The following is a 14,996-nucleotide window of genomic DNA, read 5'->3' on the forward strand; positions in this document are numbered from 1 at the left end:
TTCCAATACATTCATATTGAGTCTCCTTTCAAAAATTATTTATACTTATTATTACCACTATTACCAGTTATGTATACGTAAAAATAACGTACCTGGATCTGATTTACACAAATCTAGGTACGCTCCCTAATTATATTTTCTAGTTTTATTATTCATTGAGTTCTGCTCCAAATCAAAGTGTTTTCAAGAAATTTCAATTCTTAATAGTTGACAAATTGATTATAATATTAACAAGATAATGACTCCAACAGCTCAATTTTAAATGAATTGTAGCCTATGAACAATCTAATAAAAATGCAGGAGCTCAGAGTGGTTTTTATACTCTGGGCTTTAGAATTCTTGTCCTGGCTTTTTTACTGATTTCACTTGCCCATAAACAAATCCACATAATTTTTTAATACTCCTATGGGTTTCTTCTCACTAAACAGCTTATATCTCAAATAATCATCCGTATATATACAAATCGGCATCAGCATAAACCAAAGCACTGCGTATGGCAGGCATACCTGCCCATATAAGCTGCCCGGCATATTGCCATAATTCCATATATCAAGCTTTAGCCACACATTCAAAATCATGCCTGACGTAAATTCCAATATAAGTACTATGCCGGTCCCAATTATACATTCCTGCCACATTTTTCTGTCATAAAATCTCGGGTTTTCATTAAGCCTTCCTATTAAGAAGGCACTTATTCCGCCTACCACCAGCATGCTTATATGAGTCCAGCCGCGCCAGACTCCTTCAAGCACCATATATAAAGAACCCATTATAAATATTAAAAGCAGATCCTTATATATTATATTTTTTAAGTTGTCGGGTTTGCCATATTCCATGTTGACTTTCGGACCTCCCCTATTGCAGGAGGTGTACCTGCAATGAAATTTTTCTATAATACTATTTTAACAATTCCAGTTTAATTTATTCGTTTTCACTTGTTTTATAGATTATAGACATACTTTATGTCTTTAACATTTTGTGATATACTGATAATAATTCTTACATAATTATAAATTTTCATAATATTTATCGTACAGTAAAATTTATAAAAACCATATTTATATTAAGGAGGCTTTTTTATGAGTAAACATCTTTTCTCAGATATCCGTATTCCCATCGAAGCAGACAATCCATCTATCAAAAGAATCGAAAAGCTTTGTATCAAATGTGGACAATGCAGACGTGTATGTGAAAATGACATTGCAGTAGGCAGCCTGTATGATCTTGAAAGTACAGGTGATATTCCAATCTGTATTCATTGTGGACAATGTGCAAATATTTGTCCTGTAAATTCCATTACAGAAGTCTATGAATACCAAGAAGTTCGTAAAGCAATAAATGATCCCGATAAAATAGTTATTTTCAGTACTTCTCCATCAGTGAGAGTAGCTTTAGGTGAAGAATTCGGTTTAAAACCCGGCTCCTTTGTAGAAGACCAAATGGTAGCATCGTTACGTGCTCTGGGCGGGGATTATGTGCTGGACACCAATTTTGCCGCAAATCTTACAATTATGGAGGAAGCTTCAGAATTAGTTGAACGTATAACTAAAAAAGCAAGCCCCCTTCCACAATTTACCAGCTGTTGTCCTGCCTGGGTAAAATTTGTGGAAACTTTTTATCCTGAAATGATACCTAATCTTTCATCAGTAAAAAGTCCTATTGGTATGCAGGGTCCCACAATCAAAACTTACTTTGCAAGAGAAAATGACATTGATCCTTCTAAAATAGTCAACGTGGCCGTTACTCCCTGTACGGCAAAAAAATTTGAAATCCGCCGACCGGAAATGAATGCATCCGCAACTTATAATAAAGTACCTGAACTCAGAGATATGGATTATGTAATAACCACCCGTGAACTGGCAAAATGGATGAAGGAGGAAAATATGAATTTAAATGCCCTTCCCCCATCAAAATATGACAGCCTAATGGGAGCAGCTTCCGGCGCAGGTATAATTTTTGGAAATACAGGCGGAGTTATGGAAGCAGCAGTAAGAACAGCTTATTACTTAATCACCGGAAAAAATCCCACAGAAAATTTTCTTGACTTAAAGCCAGTAAGAGGTATGGATGGAATCCGACAGGCTGATTTGAATATGGGGAATATTTCTATAAAAGCAGCTGTTGCTCACGGAACCGCCAATGCTGAGATTTTGCTCGAAAAAATCAAATCAGGAGAAGTATCTTATGATTTCATAGAAGTTATGACCTGCCGTGGAGGATGTGTAGGGGGTGGTGGACAACCAAAAACAACCGTCCCTATGAATGATGAGATCAGATCTCAGAGAATTGCAGCTTTATACAAAAAAGACAGATCCCAATCTCTGCGTTTAAGCTACGAAAATCCAGACATTAAACGTGTATATAAAAATTTTTATGGGAAACCGCTAAGTAAGCTTTCCCAGCAGCTCCTACATACAACTTACGTGAACAGAAGCACCAATCTTGGGAAAAAAGGCATGATCAAAAAGAATGGACAGCAGCAAAAGTCGGAGCATGATGTTTCCTCCCGTTCAAGCAAAAAGAAATTCAGATGTAAAGTCTGTGGTTACATATATGAGGGGATACAATGCCTGAAAATTACAAATGCCCTGTCTGCGGTGTAGGAATAGATCAGTTTGAAGAAATAAATTGATTTGTAAAAAAAAGCTTATAAAACAAATCAGATCAGTAGGTGTTATCAATAATTGTTGGTAACACCTATTCAAGTATAATACCCAAATTTTATCATTTTTCTCTAAATAGCATAAAGCTCCTTTGTATTATCCTCTCCATAAATTCCCCATTCTCTATCTGTATTTCTGCTTCATCTGTCTTTCTATATCCCTTTTGGCTGCCTTTTCCAAAAGTGTATTTCTCTTGTCATAATTTTTCTTTCCCTTGGCCACAGCTAAATTTACCTTTACTCTGCCGTGTTTAAGATAAAGAGATAGCGGAATAATTGTATATCCCTGCTGACTGGTGTATCCGTCCAGCTTCATTATTTCCCTTTTATGAAGAAGTAATTTTCTATCCCTCAAGGGATCTCTATTAAAAATATTTCCCTTGTCATAGGGACTTATATGCATATTTCGTATGAATATCTCTCCATTTCTTATCTCACCATAACTGTCCTTTAAATTGGATTTACCTTCTCTTATGGATTTAACTTCTGTTCCCACCAATTCTATTCCGGCTTCTATAGTTTCTTCAATAAAATAATCATGCCTCGCCTTTCTGTTTTCTGCAAGAGTTTTATTATTAGACTTGCTTTTAGCCATAATAGTCTATCCATCCCCTTTTTATTCAAAATTTCAGCTATCTTACCTTTCACTTGACTTATCATTATCTTCTTCAGCATCATCTTTTTCCACCAGTTCAAAATATATCTCATGAGCGAACATATCCACCTTAACCACGCGGATTCTCACTTCATCTCCCAATTTATATATATTCCTGGTTTTTTCTCCAATGAGACTCAGATGTTTTTCATCATATATATAATAATCATCCTCTAAAGTGCTCATATGGACCAATCCTTCAATTGTATTTGAAAGTTCAACAAACATTCCAAAATTGGTGACTGAAGACACTATACCATCATATTCCTCACCAATTCTCTTGCTCATATACTCTGCCTTCTTAAGATCATCTACTTCTCTTTCAGCATCCTGGGCCAATCTCTCCGTATCAGAAGTTTGTCTCGCTGCGTACTCAACTTCTTTAGCCAATTTTTTTATTCTTCCTTCATTTAATTTCCCGTTTATGAACTCCTTGATTATTCTGTGTATAATAAGATCAGGATATCTCCTTATAGGTGAAGTAAAATGGCAGTAATATCTGGCTGCCAGCCCAAAATGGCCCACACATTCCGGTGAATACCTGGCTTGTTTCATGGAACGAAGAAGAAGGGTGCTCACCACGGTCTCCTCTTTTTTCCCTTTTACCTTCTCTATAATATCCTGAAGTGCTTTAGGATGAACTTCCTGCCCCCACTTGATTACATATCCCAGGTTATGGACAAATTCATTAAAACGCATCAATTTTTCTTCGTCAGGATCTTCATGTATCCTGTATACGAAAGGTATATTGGTCCAAAACATATGCTCAGCTATAGTTTCATTGCACACCAGCATAAATTCTTCTATTATTCTATTGGATATACCTCTTTCATAGGGTTCAATACTTATGGGTACCCCCAGTGAGTCCAAAGTTATTTTACACTCCTCAAAATCAAAGTCTATGGCACCTCTTATCTTTCTCTTTTTATTCAGTATTCTGCAAAGTTCTTCCATAAGCTTAAATGTATCCACCAGATAATCATATCTGCTCATAATTTCCGGATCCTCATGTTTGAGTATTTTAGTAACATCCGTATATGTCATTCTCTCATTGCTCTTTATTATGCTCTCCACGATGTCGTGCTTTAATACCTTTCCGTTTTTATCTATTTCCATAAGACAGCTTAAAGTCAGCCTATCCGTATTGGGATTCAGACTGCAGATTCCATTGGACAATTTTCGCGGAAGCATCGGTATAACTCTATCTATAAGATATACTGAATTTCCTCTCTTCAATGCTTCTCTGTCCAGAGGGCTGTTCTCATGTACATAATGGGATACATCTGCTATGTGAACACCCAAATAATAATTTCCATTTTCAAGCTTTCTTAAGGATACAGCATCATCAAGATCCTTGGCATCTTCGCCGTCTATTGTAACTGTAACTACATCCCGCAAATCCACACGTCTTTTATATTCACCCTCGGGTATTTCATCAGGGATATTTTCCGCATATGCCAGAACCTTTGCAGGAAAATCTTCAGGAAGGTTATTCTTTTTTATTATTGTCAATATGTCTATTCCCTTTTCTCCTCTTTTTCCTAAGATGTCTACTATTTTCCCCTCCGGATTTCTTCTATTGCCGGACCACTTGGTTATCTGTACAATTACAATATCCCCTGTCTCCGCATCTTTTTTGCACTCTTTGGGGATGAATATATCCTGATATATACGTTTTTCCTCCGGTACCACAAAGCCAAAATTCCTGCTGTTTTCAAAAGTACCTATTATTGTCTTATTTGCCCTTTCAAGTACTCTTATTATTTCACCCTCACATTTTTTACCCTTGTTTTCCTCTTTGATCACCTTTACTACCACTTTATCCCCATTCATAGCCCCGTTGGAAAATGAAGAGGATACAAACACGTCCATTCCTTCATCGTCCGGTATGACAAATCCGTATCCCTTTTGATGCCCCTGGAATTTTCCCGTTATAAGTCCCATTTTATCAGGTAAACCATATCTATTAGTGCGTGTTCTAATTATCAATCCTTGTGTTTCCAAATCATCTACAATTTTTTTGAACTCTTTTATTTCACTTTTTTTTATGCCAAACGCCTTTCTCAATTCTTTCATAGTCATAGGCTTGTATGCTTGTTCTCTCATAAAATTTATAATTGCTTCTTTTACGTTCATTTTTTCACCACCTTTTATTATATTGACATTAAAGGAAAAAAATATTCAGTATTGCCCGTATTTGTTTCAGGTTTAATTCAATAATATATTACTGTCATTTTAAAAGTCAATGTATTTAGATCATTATCGAGTACTCCTTTTGATATTCAATATTTAAATTTCGCACTTTGCAATAAATGTAGCAGCTTTTATATAAATTTCTATAAAAAATAAATAGAGTAAATCATACTCTATTCATACAAACTACTGTTAAAATAATTATTTTATCAAGTTTTGAACTATACACACAGCTGCAAATGCTACAGCAAGAATAACAGTCAATTGAGACAGCATGGCCTCTGACGTTCTGGACTTGTTTCTTGAATAAAAACTTTCCGCTGCACCGCCGGATATAAAACCACTCAATCCATTGGTTCTACCTGGCTGCATAAGCACAACAGTTACGAGCATAATTCCTATTATCAGTTGTAAAATTATTAAAAAAGTATGCACGGCTCTTCACCTCCTGCCACTATATGTAGAATATCATTATGCTAAAATCAATATATATTTAATACTACCACATATATGTGTCAATTTCAATTTACAGATTTTCATTTAGATAATTAATGTTAAGTCAGGAAGGTACCAACTCTCCCAACTTAACACCTTTATATCCTCCAGCAAAAGATATGAGATTTACAAACTGAATTATAGAAAATTACTTGATATTGTAAAATGCATTAAGACCTCTGTATTCAGCCGCATCTCCCAGTTCTTCTTCTATCCTCAAAAGCTGATTGTATTTTGCAACTCTTTCACTTCTGGCAGGTGCTCCAGTTTTTATCTGTCCTGTATTTACTGCTACTACCAGATCTGCAATGGTAGTATCTTCAGTTTCACCGGATCTATGTGATACCACTGCTGTATAGCCGGCTCTCTCTGCCATTTCTATAGCATTTAATGTTTCCGTAAGAGTTCCTATCTGATTTAATTTTATAAGTATGGAATTTGCAACTTTTTTGTCTATACCCTTTTTTAATCTCCTGGTATTTGTCACAAAAAGATCGTCGCCTACCAGTTGAATCTTATGTCCTAGTTTTTCAGTTAATACTGCCCATCCTTCCCAATCTTCTTCTGCCATACCATCTTCCAGAGAAATTACCGGATATTTTTCTGCTATTTTTACATAAAAATCCACCATCTCTTCAGGAGTTAAAACTTTTCCCTCACCTTTTAAATTATACTTACCATCTTCATAAAATTCCGATGAAGCAGGATCAAGTGCTATATATATATCCTTACCCGGCTCATATCCGGCTTTTTCTATGGCTTCAACTATAACTTGTATTGCCTCTTCATTGGATTTCAAATTTGGCGCAAATCCGCCCTCGTCTCCTACTCCGGTGTCATATCCTTTGGATTTCAAAAGTGATTTTAAGGTATGATAAACCTCTGAACCCATTCTAAGAGCTTCACTGAAGCTTGATGCCCCTACAGGCATTATCATGAACTCCTGAAGGTCTACATTATTATCTGCATGTTTTCCTCCATTTAATATGTTCATCATCGGTATAGGAAGAACCTTTGCATTCACTCCCCCTATATATTGATACAAACTCAATCCCAGGTACTCAGCTGCTGCTCTTGCACATGCAAGGGACACGCCCAGCATGGCATTGGCTCCCAATTTTCCCTTGTTTTCAGTTCCATCCAATTCTATCATGGTATTATCTATAAGCACCTGATCAAAGGCATTCATTCCTATAAGCTCTTCTGCTATATAGTTGTTTACATTGTCAATGGCCTTTAAAACACCTTTTCCTTTGTACTTTTCATCATCCCCATCTCTGAGTTCCACAGCTTCAAACTCTCCTGTGGATGCACCCGACGGCACTGCTGCCCTTCCCGTGGTACCATCCTCCAATGCAACTTCCACTTCCACCGTAGGATTTGATCTTGAATCAAGTATTTGTCTTGCTGTCACATCAACTATTTCTATATAATTTTTCATAAATGCCGGCCATTATAAAAGGCATAACGGCCTCTTCAACTCCCTTCGATTTTTATTTACATACATCACTTAAAAATTTCAAACTCATCATTTCAAAATAAGACTTTTACCCGTCATCTCTTCAGGTTTTGAAAGTCCCATGACTTCAAGCATTGTGGGGGCAATATCCGCCAAAATACCATCTCGCCTCAAGGGTACTGCATTCCTTGATATATATATAAACGGTACTTTATTGGTAGTATGAGCTGTCATAGGTTTTTTCGTGGAATACTCCATCATCTGTTCACAATTTCCATGATCCGCTGTTATAAATACTGTTCCCTGCTTTTCCAGTACTTTATTCACGATCTTCCCCACACATTCATCTACCACTTCAACTGCAGTTTTAGCTGCTTCAAAAATTCCTGTATGTCCCACCATATCTGGATTTGCAAAATTAAGTATTATCATATCGTATTTGTCCATGTCCAATCTATTTAACAGTTGAGACGTAACTTCCCTGGCACTCATTTCAGGTTTTAAATCATAAGTAGCAACTTTAGGTGAGGGAATAAGCACCCTGTCTTCATTTTTATTGGGAACTTCAACTCCTCCATTAAAAAAGAAAGTCACATGTGCATATTTTTCGGTTTCCGCTATTCTCAATTGGTTCTTCCCCATATTACTTACATATTCACCCAGGGTGTTTTTGTAGTATTCATTCTGGAAAGCTACATCCACATTTTCTATAGTAGCATCATATTCAGTCATGGTTACGAATTCCAAATTTAGTTTATTTCTTTTAAAGGCTTTGAAGCTGTCATCAATTATCGCCCTGGTCAGCTGCCTTGCCCTATCTGGTCTGAAATTGAAAAATATTACGGAATCCCCATTTTTTATAGTGGCTGCAGGTTTCCCTTCTGTTTCAATTACAGTTGGAACTATAAACTCGTCTGTCACACCATTTTCATAAGAATTTTCTATGGCCTCCAGTGCACTGCCGGCTTTATTTCCTGTACCATACACCAGTGCATTATATGCCAGCTGTACTCTTTCCCATCTCTTATCCCTGTCCATGGCATAGTACCTGCCCGATATGGTAGCTATACTGCCTACTCCAATTTCTGCCATATACTGATTTATATCTTTTATATAAGCACCCGCCGAAGATGGAGGAACATCCCTTCCATCTGTAAATGCATGAATGTACACTCTACCAATGTGCTTCTTTTTGGCAAACTGCAAAATCCCCTTTAGATGATCCATATGAGAATGTACTCCTCCAGGCGATACAAGCCCCATAAGATGAAGATCCGAATCATTTTCAATAACATTGTCCATAGCTTTGTTCAAAGCTGTGTTTTTAAAAAATTCTCCATTTTCTATGGACTTTGTAATTTTGGATAAATCCTGATATACTATTCTTCCAGATCCTATATTCAAATGTCCTACTTCAGAATTTCCCATCTGGCCTTCCGGCAGCCCCACACTTTTTCCACTTGCTGACAGCTCAGTATGGGGATACTGCATTAAATAGCTGTCAATATTAGGCTTGTATGCTGCTTTTACTGCATTTCCCTGTTTTTTTTCAGAAATTCCAAAACCATCTAATATCATAAGCATTACTGGATTCTTTTTCATTTTTACCTCCAAAACTTTCAAAGAGTTTAAATTTCAATATTGCCGTTTATACTTTGTCTTCTCAAAAATCATACTAAAATTTTCTCAATAATTTACTATTGCTGCAAAATCAGCTGATTTTAAGCTTGCCCCTCCAACCAACGCTCCATCTATTTCAGGCTGAGTCATTTGAGCCTTTATTGTAGCTGGTTTCACGGAACCACCATATTGAATTCTAGTCTTTTCTGCAGTTTCTTTACTGTACATAGAGGCTATTACACTTCTTATATAACCTATGGTTTTGTTTGCCTGTTCATCTGTGGCCGTTTTACCTGTTCCTATAGCCCATATCGGTTCGTAGGCAACCACCACCTTTTCCACCTGACTTTTATCAAGTCCCTGCAGATCCAGTTTTACCTGCTTTCCCAGAACTTCCTCTGTTATTTTAGCTTCTCTTTCCTCCAGAGTTTCTCCACAGCACACTATGGGAATTATATCATGCTGAAAAGCTTTCTTGACTTTTTTATTGACCATCTCATCTGTCTCGCCAAAATACTGTCTTCTCTCACTATGTCCAATTATAACGTAGTCTATGCCAACGGATTTAAGCATATCAGGAGATATTTCACCGGTATACGCACCACTTTCCTCATAATGCATATTCTGTGCTCCTACCCTTATATTTGTCCCCTTAACTGATTTTATTACTGTTTCCAGGCAGACATAAGGAGGACATACTACTACATCACATTTTGCATCTTTTACGAGAGGCTTTAACTCCTCTACTAATTTTAATGCCTCATCTGCAGTTTTATTCATTTTCCAGTTTCCAGCTATTATTGGTTTCCTCATTTATATAAAACCCCTCCTCTTTTTAATCAAAGTTCAGACATCAAATAATTAAAGTCGTGTCTCTGTTATTTATCATTAAGTGCTGCTATCCCAGGCAGTTCCTTGCCTTCCAAAAATTCCAGCGAAGCTCCACCGCCTGTGGATATATGAGTCATCCTGTTCCCAAATCCCAATTGATTCACAGCTGCTGCACTATCACCTCCGCCTATAATCGTAGTGGCATCGGATTCGGCCATGGCCTTTGCTACATCAAAAGTCCCTTTGGCAAAATTTTTAAACTCAAATACTCCCATAGGTCCGTTCCAGACTACGGTTTTAGCTTCTGCTATGGCATCTGCATATAGTCTACAAGTTTTAGGCCCTATATCCAGTCCCATATATCCTTCTCCTATATTTTCATCTTCTGTTACAACTGGTTTTGCATCCGCATCAAACTTATCCGCCACTATATTGTCTACAGGCAGAAGCAATTTCACATTTTTGGACTTTGCTTTATCTATCATTTCTCCGGCATATGTTATTTTATCCTCTTCCACCATGGAGTTTCCTATAGTATGACCCTGTGCTTTTAAAAAAGTATAGCTCATACCTCCTCCTATTATAAGGGTATCCACTTTTTCAAGCAGGTTGTTTATAACATTTATCTTATCTGAAATTTTAGCACCGCCTAATATGGCAACAAAAGGTCTGGTTGGATTCTCAACTGCGTCTCCCAAGAATTTAAGTTCTTTTTGGATAAGGTAGCCGCATACAGCCGTACTTAGAAATTTGGTAACTCCAACCGTGGAGCAATGGGCTCTATGGGCTGTTCCAAAGGCATCATTTACAAAGATTTCAGCAAGAGATGCCAGTTCTTTAGAAAAATTATCTCCATTTTTAGTCTCTTCCACCCTGTACCTTGTATTTTGTAACAGTATCACATCTCCATTTTTCATGTTCTGAACAGCATTTTTTGCATTTTCTCCAACTACGTTGTCATCTGCTGCAAATATCACTTGCCTATCCAACATTTGTGAAAGTCTTTTCGCAACCGGTTCCAGTGACAGCTCCGGTTTCGGTTCACCTTTAGGTTTTCCAAGATGTGAGCAAAGTATAGTCTTTGCATTATTCTGTGTTAAATATTTTATAGTTGGAAGAGCTCCAGTCAGTCTATTTTCGTCTGTTATCCTGCCATCCTTTATGGGAACGTTAAAATCACACCTTACAAGAACCCTTTTACCATTTACATCTATATCCTCTATGGTCTTCTTATTAAAAATCATTCTGTACTCAACTCCTTTACTAAAATTTTACCTTATATTTACCATTAAGTACATAGTAAATAGGTCCGGTATCATAGCCCAAACTACAAAACCAGACCCTATAATTATAATCTATCAGCTACATACTTAGTCAAATCTGCCAATCTGTTGGAATACCCAAATTCATTGTCATACCATGCAATGACCTTGACCATATTTCCCTCTATAACCATTGTGGACAATCCATCTACTATGGAAGATCTTTGGTCTCCTCTGTAATCCACAGATACCAAAGGTTCATCGCTATAGCCAAGTATTCCCTTCATATCAGTTTCGGCAGCTTTTTTAAATGCACCATTTACTTCTTCCACTGTAACATCTCTGGACACCTCTGCTACCAAATCCGTACATGATACTGTAGGTGTAGGTACCCTAAGTGCAAAACCATTCAATTTGCCTTTTAATTGAGGAAGTACCAATGCAACTGCCTTTGCTGCTCCTGTAGTTGTAGGAATCATGGATTCACAAGCAGCTCTTGCCCTTCTCATATCCTTGTGCGGAGCATCCAGCAGTCTCTGATCTCCCGTATAAGAATGGACTGTAGTCATAAGGCCCTTAACTATTTTAAACTCTCTATCCAGAACCTTGGCAAAAGGTGCCAGGCAGTTTGTAGTACAGGAAGCATTTGAAATTATATTATCCTTGGCAGGATCGTATTTTTCCTCATTGACTCCCATAACTATGGTTATATCTTCATTTTTAGCCGGTGCAGATATCAATACCTTTTTAACTGTTCCGCCAAGATGTACTTTGGCTTTTGTAGCATCCGTAAACAATCCTGTTGATTCTATAACTATTTCAGTACCCAGTGAACTCCAATCTATATTCTTGGGATCTCTCTCTGCAAATATTTTTATTTCATTTCCGTTTACAACTATAGAGTTTTCTTTTGCTTCCACGGTTCCATCAAATTTTCCATATAATGAATCATATTTTAAAAGATGTGCCAACGTTTTGGCGTTGGTCAAATCATTGATGCCTACAACCTGCAGATCTCCGGTGTAATTTTTAACCAGTGCCTTGAATACATTTCGTCCTATTCTTCCAAAACCATTAATTCCAACTTTAACCATTTGTAATTCCTCCTATAATAATTAAATATTTATTTTAACATTAAATTGACAACCGATTTATAAATTATCTCATTTGATGAATTTTATGATTTCTCTAGCAGCTCCCTCATCAGTTATCAAAATACTGTTGTGATTATTTTTCTCAGTGGATAATATAGCTTCTGCTTTGCTGCTTCCTCCCGCCACAGCTATTAATGTCTTAATCTTTCCTATTTTTTCATTTTTAATTCCTATACTAGGAGTAGAGTATACTATTTTCCCCTGTTTATCGAAATAATATCCAAAAGCCTCTCCTACCGCACCTTCCGATTGTATTTTATTTATCCTGTCCTCGGACATTCCTCTTCTCTTAGCCATTTTATAGGCTCTTCCTATACCATACACAAGTATGTCTGCATTATATATATTCTTTACTATATCTTTTACATCTTTTTCCTTTATAATGGTCTGCACAGCTTCATCACTTAAATTATCAGGTACGTGAAGCAATTTATATGTACCTCCTATTTTGCTTGCCAGTCTAGCAGACAAAGTATTTGCCTGGGTTTCCATATTCCTACCCATGCCTCCTCTGGCAGGAACCACTAATATATTCTTCAAATTGGAAACTTCAGAAACATTATCAACCACAGTTTTTATTGTAGAACCACCGGTAACTGCAACTATATCATCGTCCTTTAATATACTTTTAAGATAATTTGCAGCAGTTCTTCCTATTTCATTCATGACGGTTCTATCTTTGTCACAATCTCCTGGAACAATTATAATATCTTTCAACTGCAGGTCATCTTTTATGATCTTTTCAACTTCGGACAACCCTCTTAATTCATGTATGAAATCCTTGAGTTCATTGATAATTTCTTCTCCCTCTTTGGTAACCGTCATACCGGGTGTATTTATTTTGATAAACCCCTGACTCCTTAAAAAATTTATTTCTGCTCTTACTATTCTCTCCCCAATTCCCAGATTATTCGCCAGTATTCTTCTGCCGATAGGTTGATTATAATAAATAGTTCTAAGCACATCATATCTTTTTTTCAATAATTCTATTAATTCAGGCACTATTTTCTGTTGAAATTTAACTATGTCCTTCAATATTACACCCCCGGTCAATAATTATCCCGCCATACCATTAATTGTCCCACTTATATTATAAAACATATATAGTATTTTTTAAATAGAATTTAAAAATTTTATTGCTGTTTTTAGGGAGAATTAAAATCTTTTTCTCCCCTTTGATGATTTTATACCCATTTCTTCTCTATATTTTGCCACGGTTCTTCTCGAAATATTCATACCTCGTTCATTTATTAAATTACATATTTTTTGATCCGACAATGGTTTTTTTCTATCCTCATCATCTATCATTTTCTTAATATGATTTTTGATAATGAGGACTGATACATTCTCTTCGCCAAAGCCCTTCAATATGCCTGTAGTGAACAAATTCTTTATCTTTATGGTCCCTCTGCTTGTGTATATATATTTATCCCTTATGGCCCTGCTCACCGTAGATTCATGCATGTCTATACTGTCCGCTATTTCTTTCAGAGTCATTGGTTTCAGATAACTGGCTCCATAATCAAAATAATTTCTCTGCAGTTCCAATATTTTTTCAAGTACCCTGTATATTGTACTTTTCCTATGCTGTATGCTCTTTATCAAAAACAGGGCGCTGTTTAATTTTTCTTTTACATAGCTCACTGCATTTTTATCATCTTCACTATTGATTATATCCCTGTACATTGCGTTTATAGTCAACTTGGGTGATAGATCATCGTTCATAATTATATAGTATTCATCGGCAATTTTTCTAATATACGCATCTGGAACTATATATTTTACATCTTCTCCAGTATAAAATCCTCTGGAGGGCTTGGGATCAAGAGACTTTATCAAATCCCCATACCGCTGGGCCTGCTTTACATCTATATTCAAATCTTTTGCTATAACATTGTATCTATTCTCCGCTATCATTTCCAAATATCTATCCACTATTGTAAATACATTTTGATCCTCTATGCCTTTTTGTCTCATCTGTATTTTTAAACATTCCACCAGATTTCTCGCCCCTATTCCACAGGGTTCCAAGGTTTGGATTACGTTTACACAGTGTTTTGCAAGTTTCTCCGATATTTTAAGCTCTTCCTCTATTTCTCTGTCTTCCAGCATTAAATATCCTCTGGAATCTATATTTTCTATAATATATAAACATATTGCCTTCACATAATCATTTTCATTCAGATCCCTTATTTGATCTTTTAGATATTCCTTCAGAGATTTCTTCTCGGAAATAAAATTAAATGGAGATACTTCTTCACCATCACTTTTTTCATAACTATGATGGCTGTAATTATCAAAGTCAAGATTTTTTATAATTTCCCTGTAATCCAATTTGTCTTTCTCAACTTCATTTGAATTGAGTTCTTTAACCTCGAGTACTGGATTTTCTTGAATTTCTTTCTCCACATACTCCTTAAGCTCAAAGCTTGACATTTGAAGCAGCTTTACAGATAATTGCATCTCCTGAGTCATAACCAATTTTTGTTCTTGAGTTAAATTAAGGCTAAAATCCATATTCAATCTCATTTACACCTCCATTCAAAGTTATCATTTAAATAACTTTCTCTACTTTTATTATATCACGAAGTCATAAAATGAATGAATATTTTTGATGCCGAGCTCCTTCTTTCAGAATATAAAAACAGGATCTAATACTGAAATC

At 36.2% G+C, this 14,996-nt stretch carries 12 protein-coding genes; 1 reads left to right on the forward strand and 11 read right to left on the reverse strand.

The window, feature by feature from the left end; all coding sequences use genetic code 11:
* Positions 1–362: 362 nt before the first annotated feature.
* Positions 363–836, reverse strand: a complete 474-nt coding sequence (locus CLLU_RS11470; protein ID WP_242977578.1) for a putative ABC transporter permease — start codon at positions 834–836, stop codon at positions 363–365.
* A 243-nt stretch (positions 837–1,079) separates the two neighbouring features.
* Between CLLU_RS11470 and CLLU_RS11475 the strand changes: the two genes are divergently transcribed.
* Positions 1,080–2,603, forward strand: coding sequence for a [FeFe] hydrogenase, group A (locus CLLU_RS11475; RefSeq protein WP_338078784.1), 1,524 nt, complete (start codon positions 1,080–1,082; stop codon positions 2,601–2,603).
* Positions 2,604–2,786: 183 nt separating this feature from the next.
* On the opposite strand, the gene smpB is transcribed toward CLLU_RS11475, so the two are convergent.
* From smpB to rpoN, 10 genes are all read right to left on the reverse strand, one after another.
* Positions 2,787–3,257, reverse strand: coding sequence for an SsrA-binding protein SmpB (smpB, locus tag CLLU_RS11480; RefSeq protein ID WP_106009927.1), 471 nt, complete (start codon positions 3,255–3,257; stop codon positions 2,787–2,789).
* A gap of 42 nt (positions 3,258–3,299) precedes the next feature.
* Entirely contained in the window at positions 3,300–5,453 is a 2,154-nt protein-coding gene (gene rnr, locus CLLU_RS11485) for a ribonuclease R (protein WP_106009928.1), read from the reverse strand.
* Between the two features lie 258 nt (positions 5,454–5,711).
* Entirely contained in the window at positions 5,712–5,945 is a 234-nt protein-coding gene (secG, locus tag CLLU_RS11490) for a preprotein translocase subunit SecG (RefSeq protein ID WP_106009929.1), read from the reverse strand.
* Positions 5,946–6,153: 208 nt separating this feature from the next.
* Positions 6,154–7,446, reverse strand: a complete 1,293-nt coding sequence (eno, locus tag CLLU_RS11495) for a phosphopyruvate hydratase (protein WP_106009930.1) — start codon at positions 7,444–7,446, stop codon at positions 6,154–6,156.
* An 87-nt stretch (positions 7,447–7,533) separates the two neighbouring features.
* Positions 7,534–9,066: a 2,3-bisphosphoglycerate-independent phosphoglycerate mutase gene (gpmI, locus tag CLLU_RS11500; protein ID WP_106009931.1), complete on the reverse strand. Its 1,533-nt coding sequence runs from the start codon at positions 9,064–9,066 to the stop codon at positions 7,534–7,536.
* Between the two features lie 84 nt (positions 9,067–9,150).
* Entirely contained in the window at positions 9,151–9,897 is a 747-nt protein-coding gene (gene tpiA, locus CLLU_RS11505) for a triose-phosphate isomerase (protein WP_106009932.1), read from the reverse strand.
* Between the two features lie 65 nt (positions 9,898–9,962).
* Entirely contained in the window at positions 9,963–11,159 is a 1,197-nt protein-coding gene (locus CLLU_RS11510) for a phosphoglycerate kinase (RefSeq protein ID WP_106009933.1), read from the reverse strand.
* 104 nt (positions 11,160–11,263) lie between these two features.
* Positions 11,264–12,271 carry a type I glyceraldehyde-3-phosphate dehydrogenase gene (gap, locus tag CLLU_RS11515; RefSeq protein ID WP_106009934.1) on the reverse strand — a complete coding sequence of 336 codons (1,008 nt, stop codon included), beginning with the start codon at positions 12,269–12,271 and terminating at the stop codon, positions 11,264–11,266.
* Between the two features lie 69 nt (positions 12,272–12,340).
* On the reverse strand, positions 12,341–13,366 hold the full coding sequence (locus tag CLLU_RS11520) for a sugar-binding transcriptional regulator (RefSeq protein WP_106009957.1): 1,026 nt from the start codon (positions 13,364–13,366) through the stop codon (positions 12,341–12,343).
* Positions 13,367–13,486: 120 nt separating this feature from the next.
* Positions 13,487–14,848 (reverse strand): RNA polymerase factor sigma-54, encoded by a 1,362-nt coding sequence (gene rpoN, locus CLLU_RS11525; protein ID WP_106009958.1) that lies wholly within the window; start codon positions 14,846–14,848, stop codon positions 13,487–13,489.
* Between the last annotated feature and the right edge of the window lie 148 nt (positions 14,849–14,996).

Origin of the sequence: Clostridium luticellarii, assembly GCF_002995845.1 — a bacterium.
In the GTDB taxonomy this organism is placed as follows: domain Bacteria; phylum Bacillota; class Clostridia; order Clostridiales; family Clostridiaceae; genus Clostridium_B; species Clostridium_B luticellarii.

What these genes read in the sequence shown, in the direction of transcription:
- CLLU_RS11470 (WP_242977578.1), bottom strand. Translation starts at nt 836, where the DNA reads ATGGAATATGGCAAACCCGACAACTTAAAAAATATAATATATAAGGAT.
- eno (WP_106009930.1), bottom strand. Translation starts at nt 7,446, where the DNA reads ATGAAAAATTATATAGAAATAGTTGATGTGACAGCAAGACAAATACTT.
- rpoN (WP_106009958.1), bottom strand. Translation starts at nt 14,848, where the DNA reads ATGGATTTTAGCCTTAATTTAACTCAAGAACAAAAATTGGTTATGACT.
- tpiA (WP_106009932.1), bottom strand. Translation starts at nt 9,897, where the DNA reads ATGAGGAAACCAATAATAGCTGGAAACTGGAAAATGAATAAAACTGCA.
- CLLU_RS11475 (WP_338078784.1), top strand. Translation starts at nt 1,080, where the DNA reads ATGAGTAAACATCTTTTCTCAGATATCCGTATTCCCATCGAAGCAGAC.
- gap (WP_106009934.1), bottom strand. Translation starts at nt 12,271, where the DNA reads ATGGTTAAAGTTGGAATTAATGGTTTTGGAAGAATAGGACGAAATGTA.
- rnr (WP_106009928.1), bottom strand. Translation starts at nt 5,453, where the DNA reads ATGAACGTAAAAGAAGCAATTATAAATTTTATGAGAGAACAAGCATAC.
- smpB (WP_106009927.1), bottom strand. Translation starts at nt 3,257, where the DNA reads ATGGCTAAAAGCAAGTCTAATAATAAAACTCTTGCAGAAAACAGAAAG.
- CLLU_RS11510 (WP_106009933.1), bottom strand. Translation starts at nt 11,159, where the DNA reads ATGATTTTTAATAAGAAGACCATAGAGGATATAGATGTAAATGGTAAA.
- gpmI (WP_106009931.1), bottom strand. Translation starts at nt 9,066, where the DNA reads ATGAAAAAGAATCCAGTAATGCTTATGATATTAGATGGTTTTGGAATT.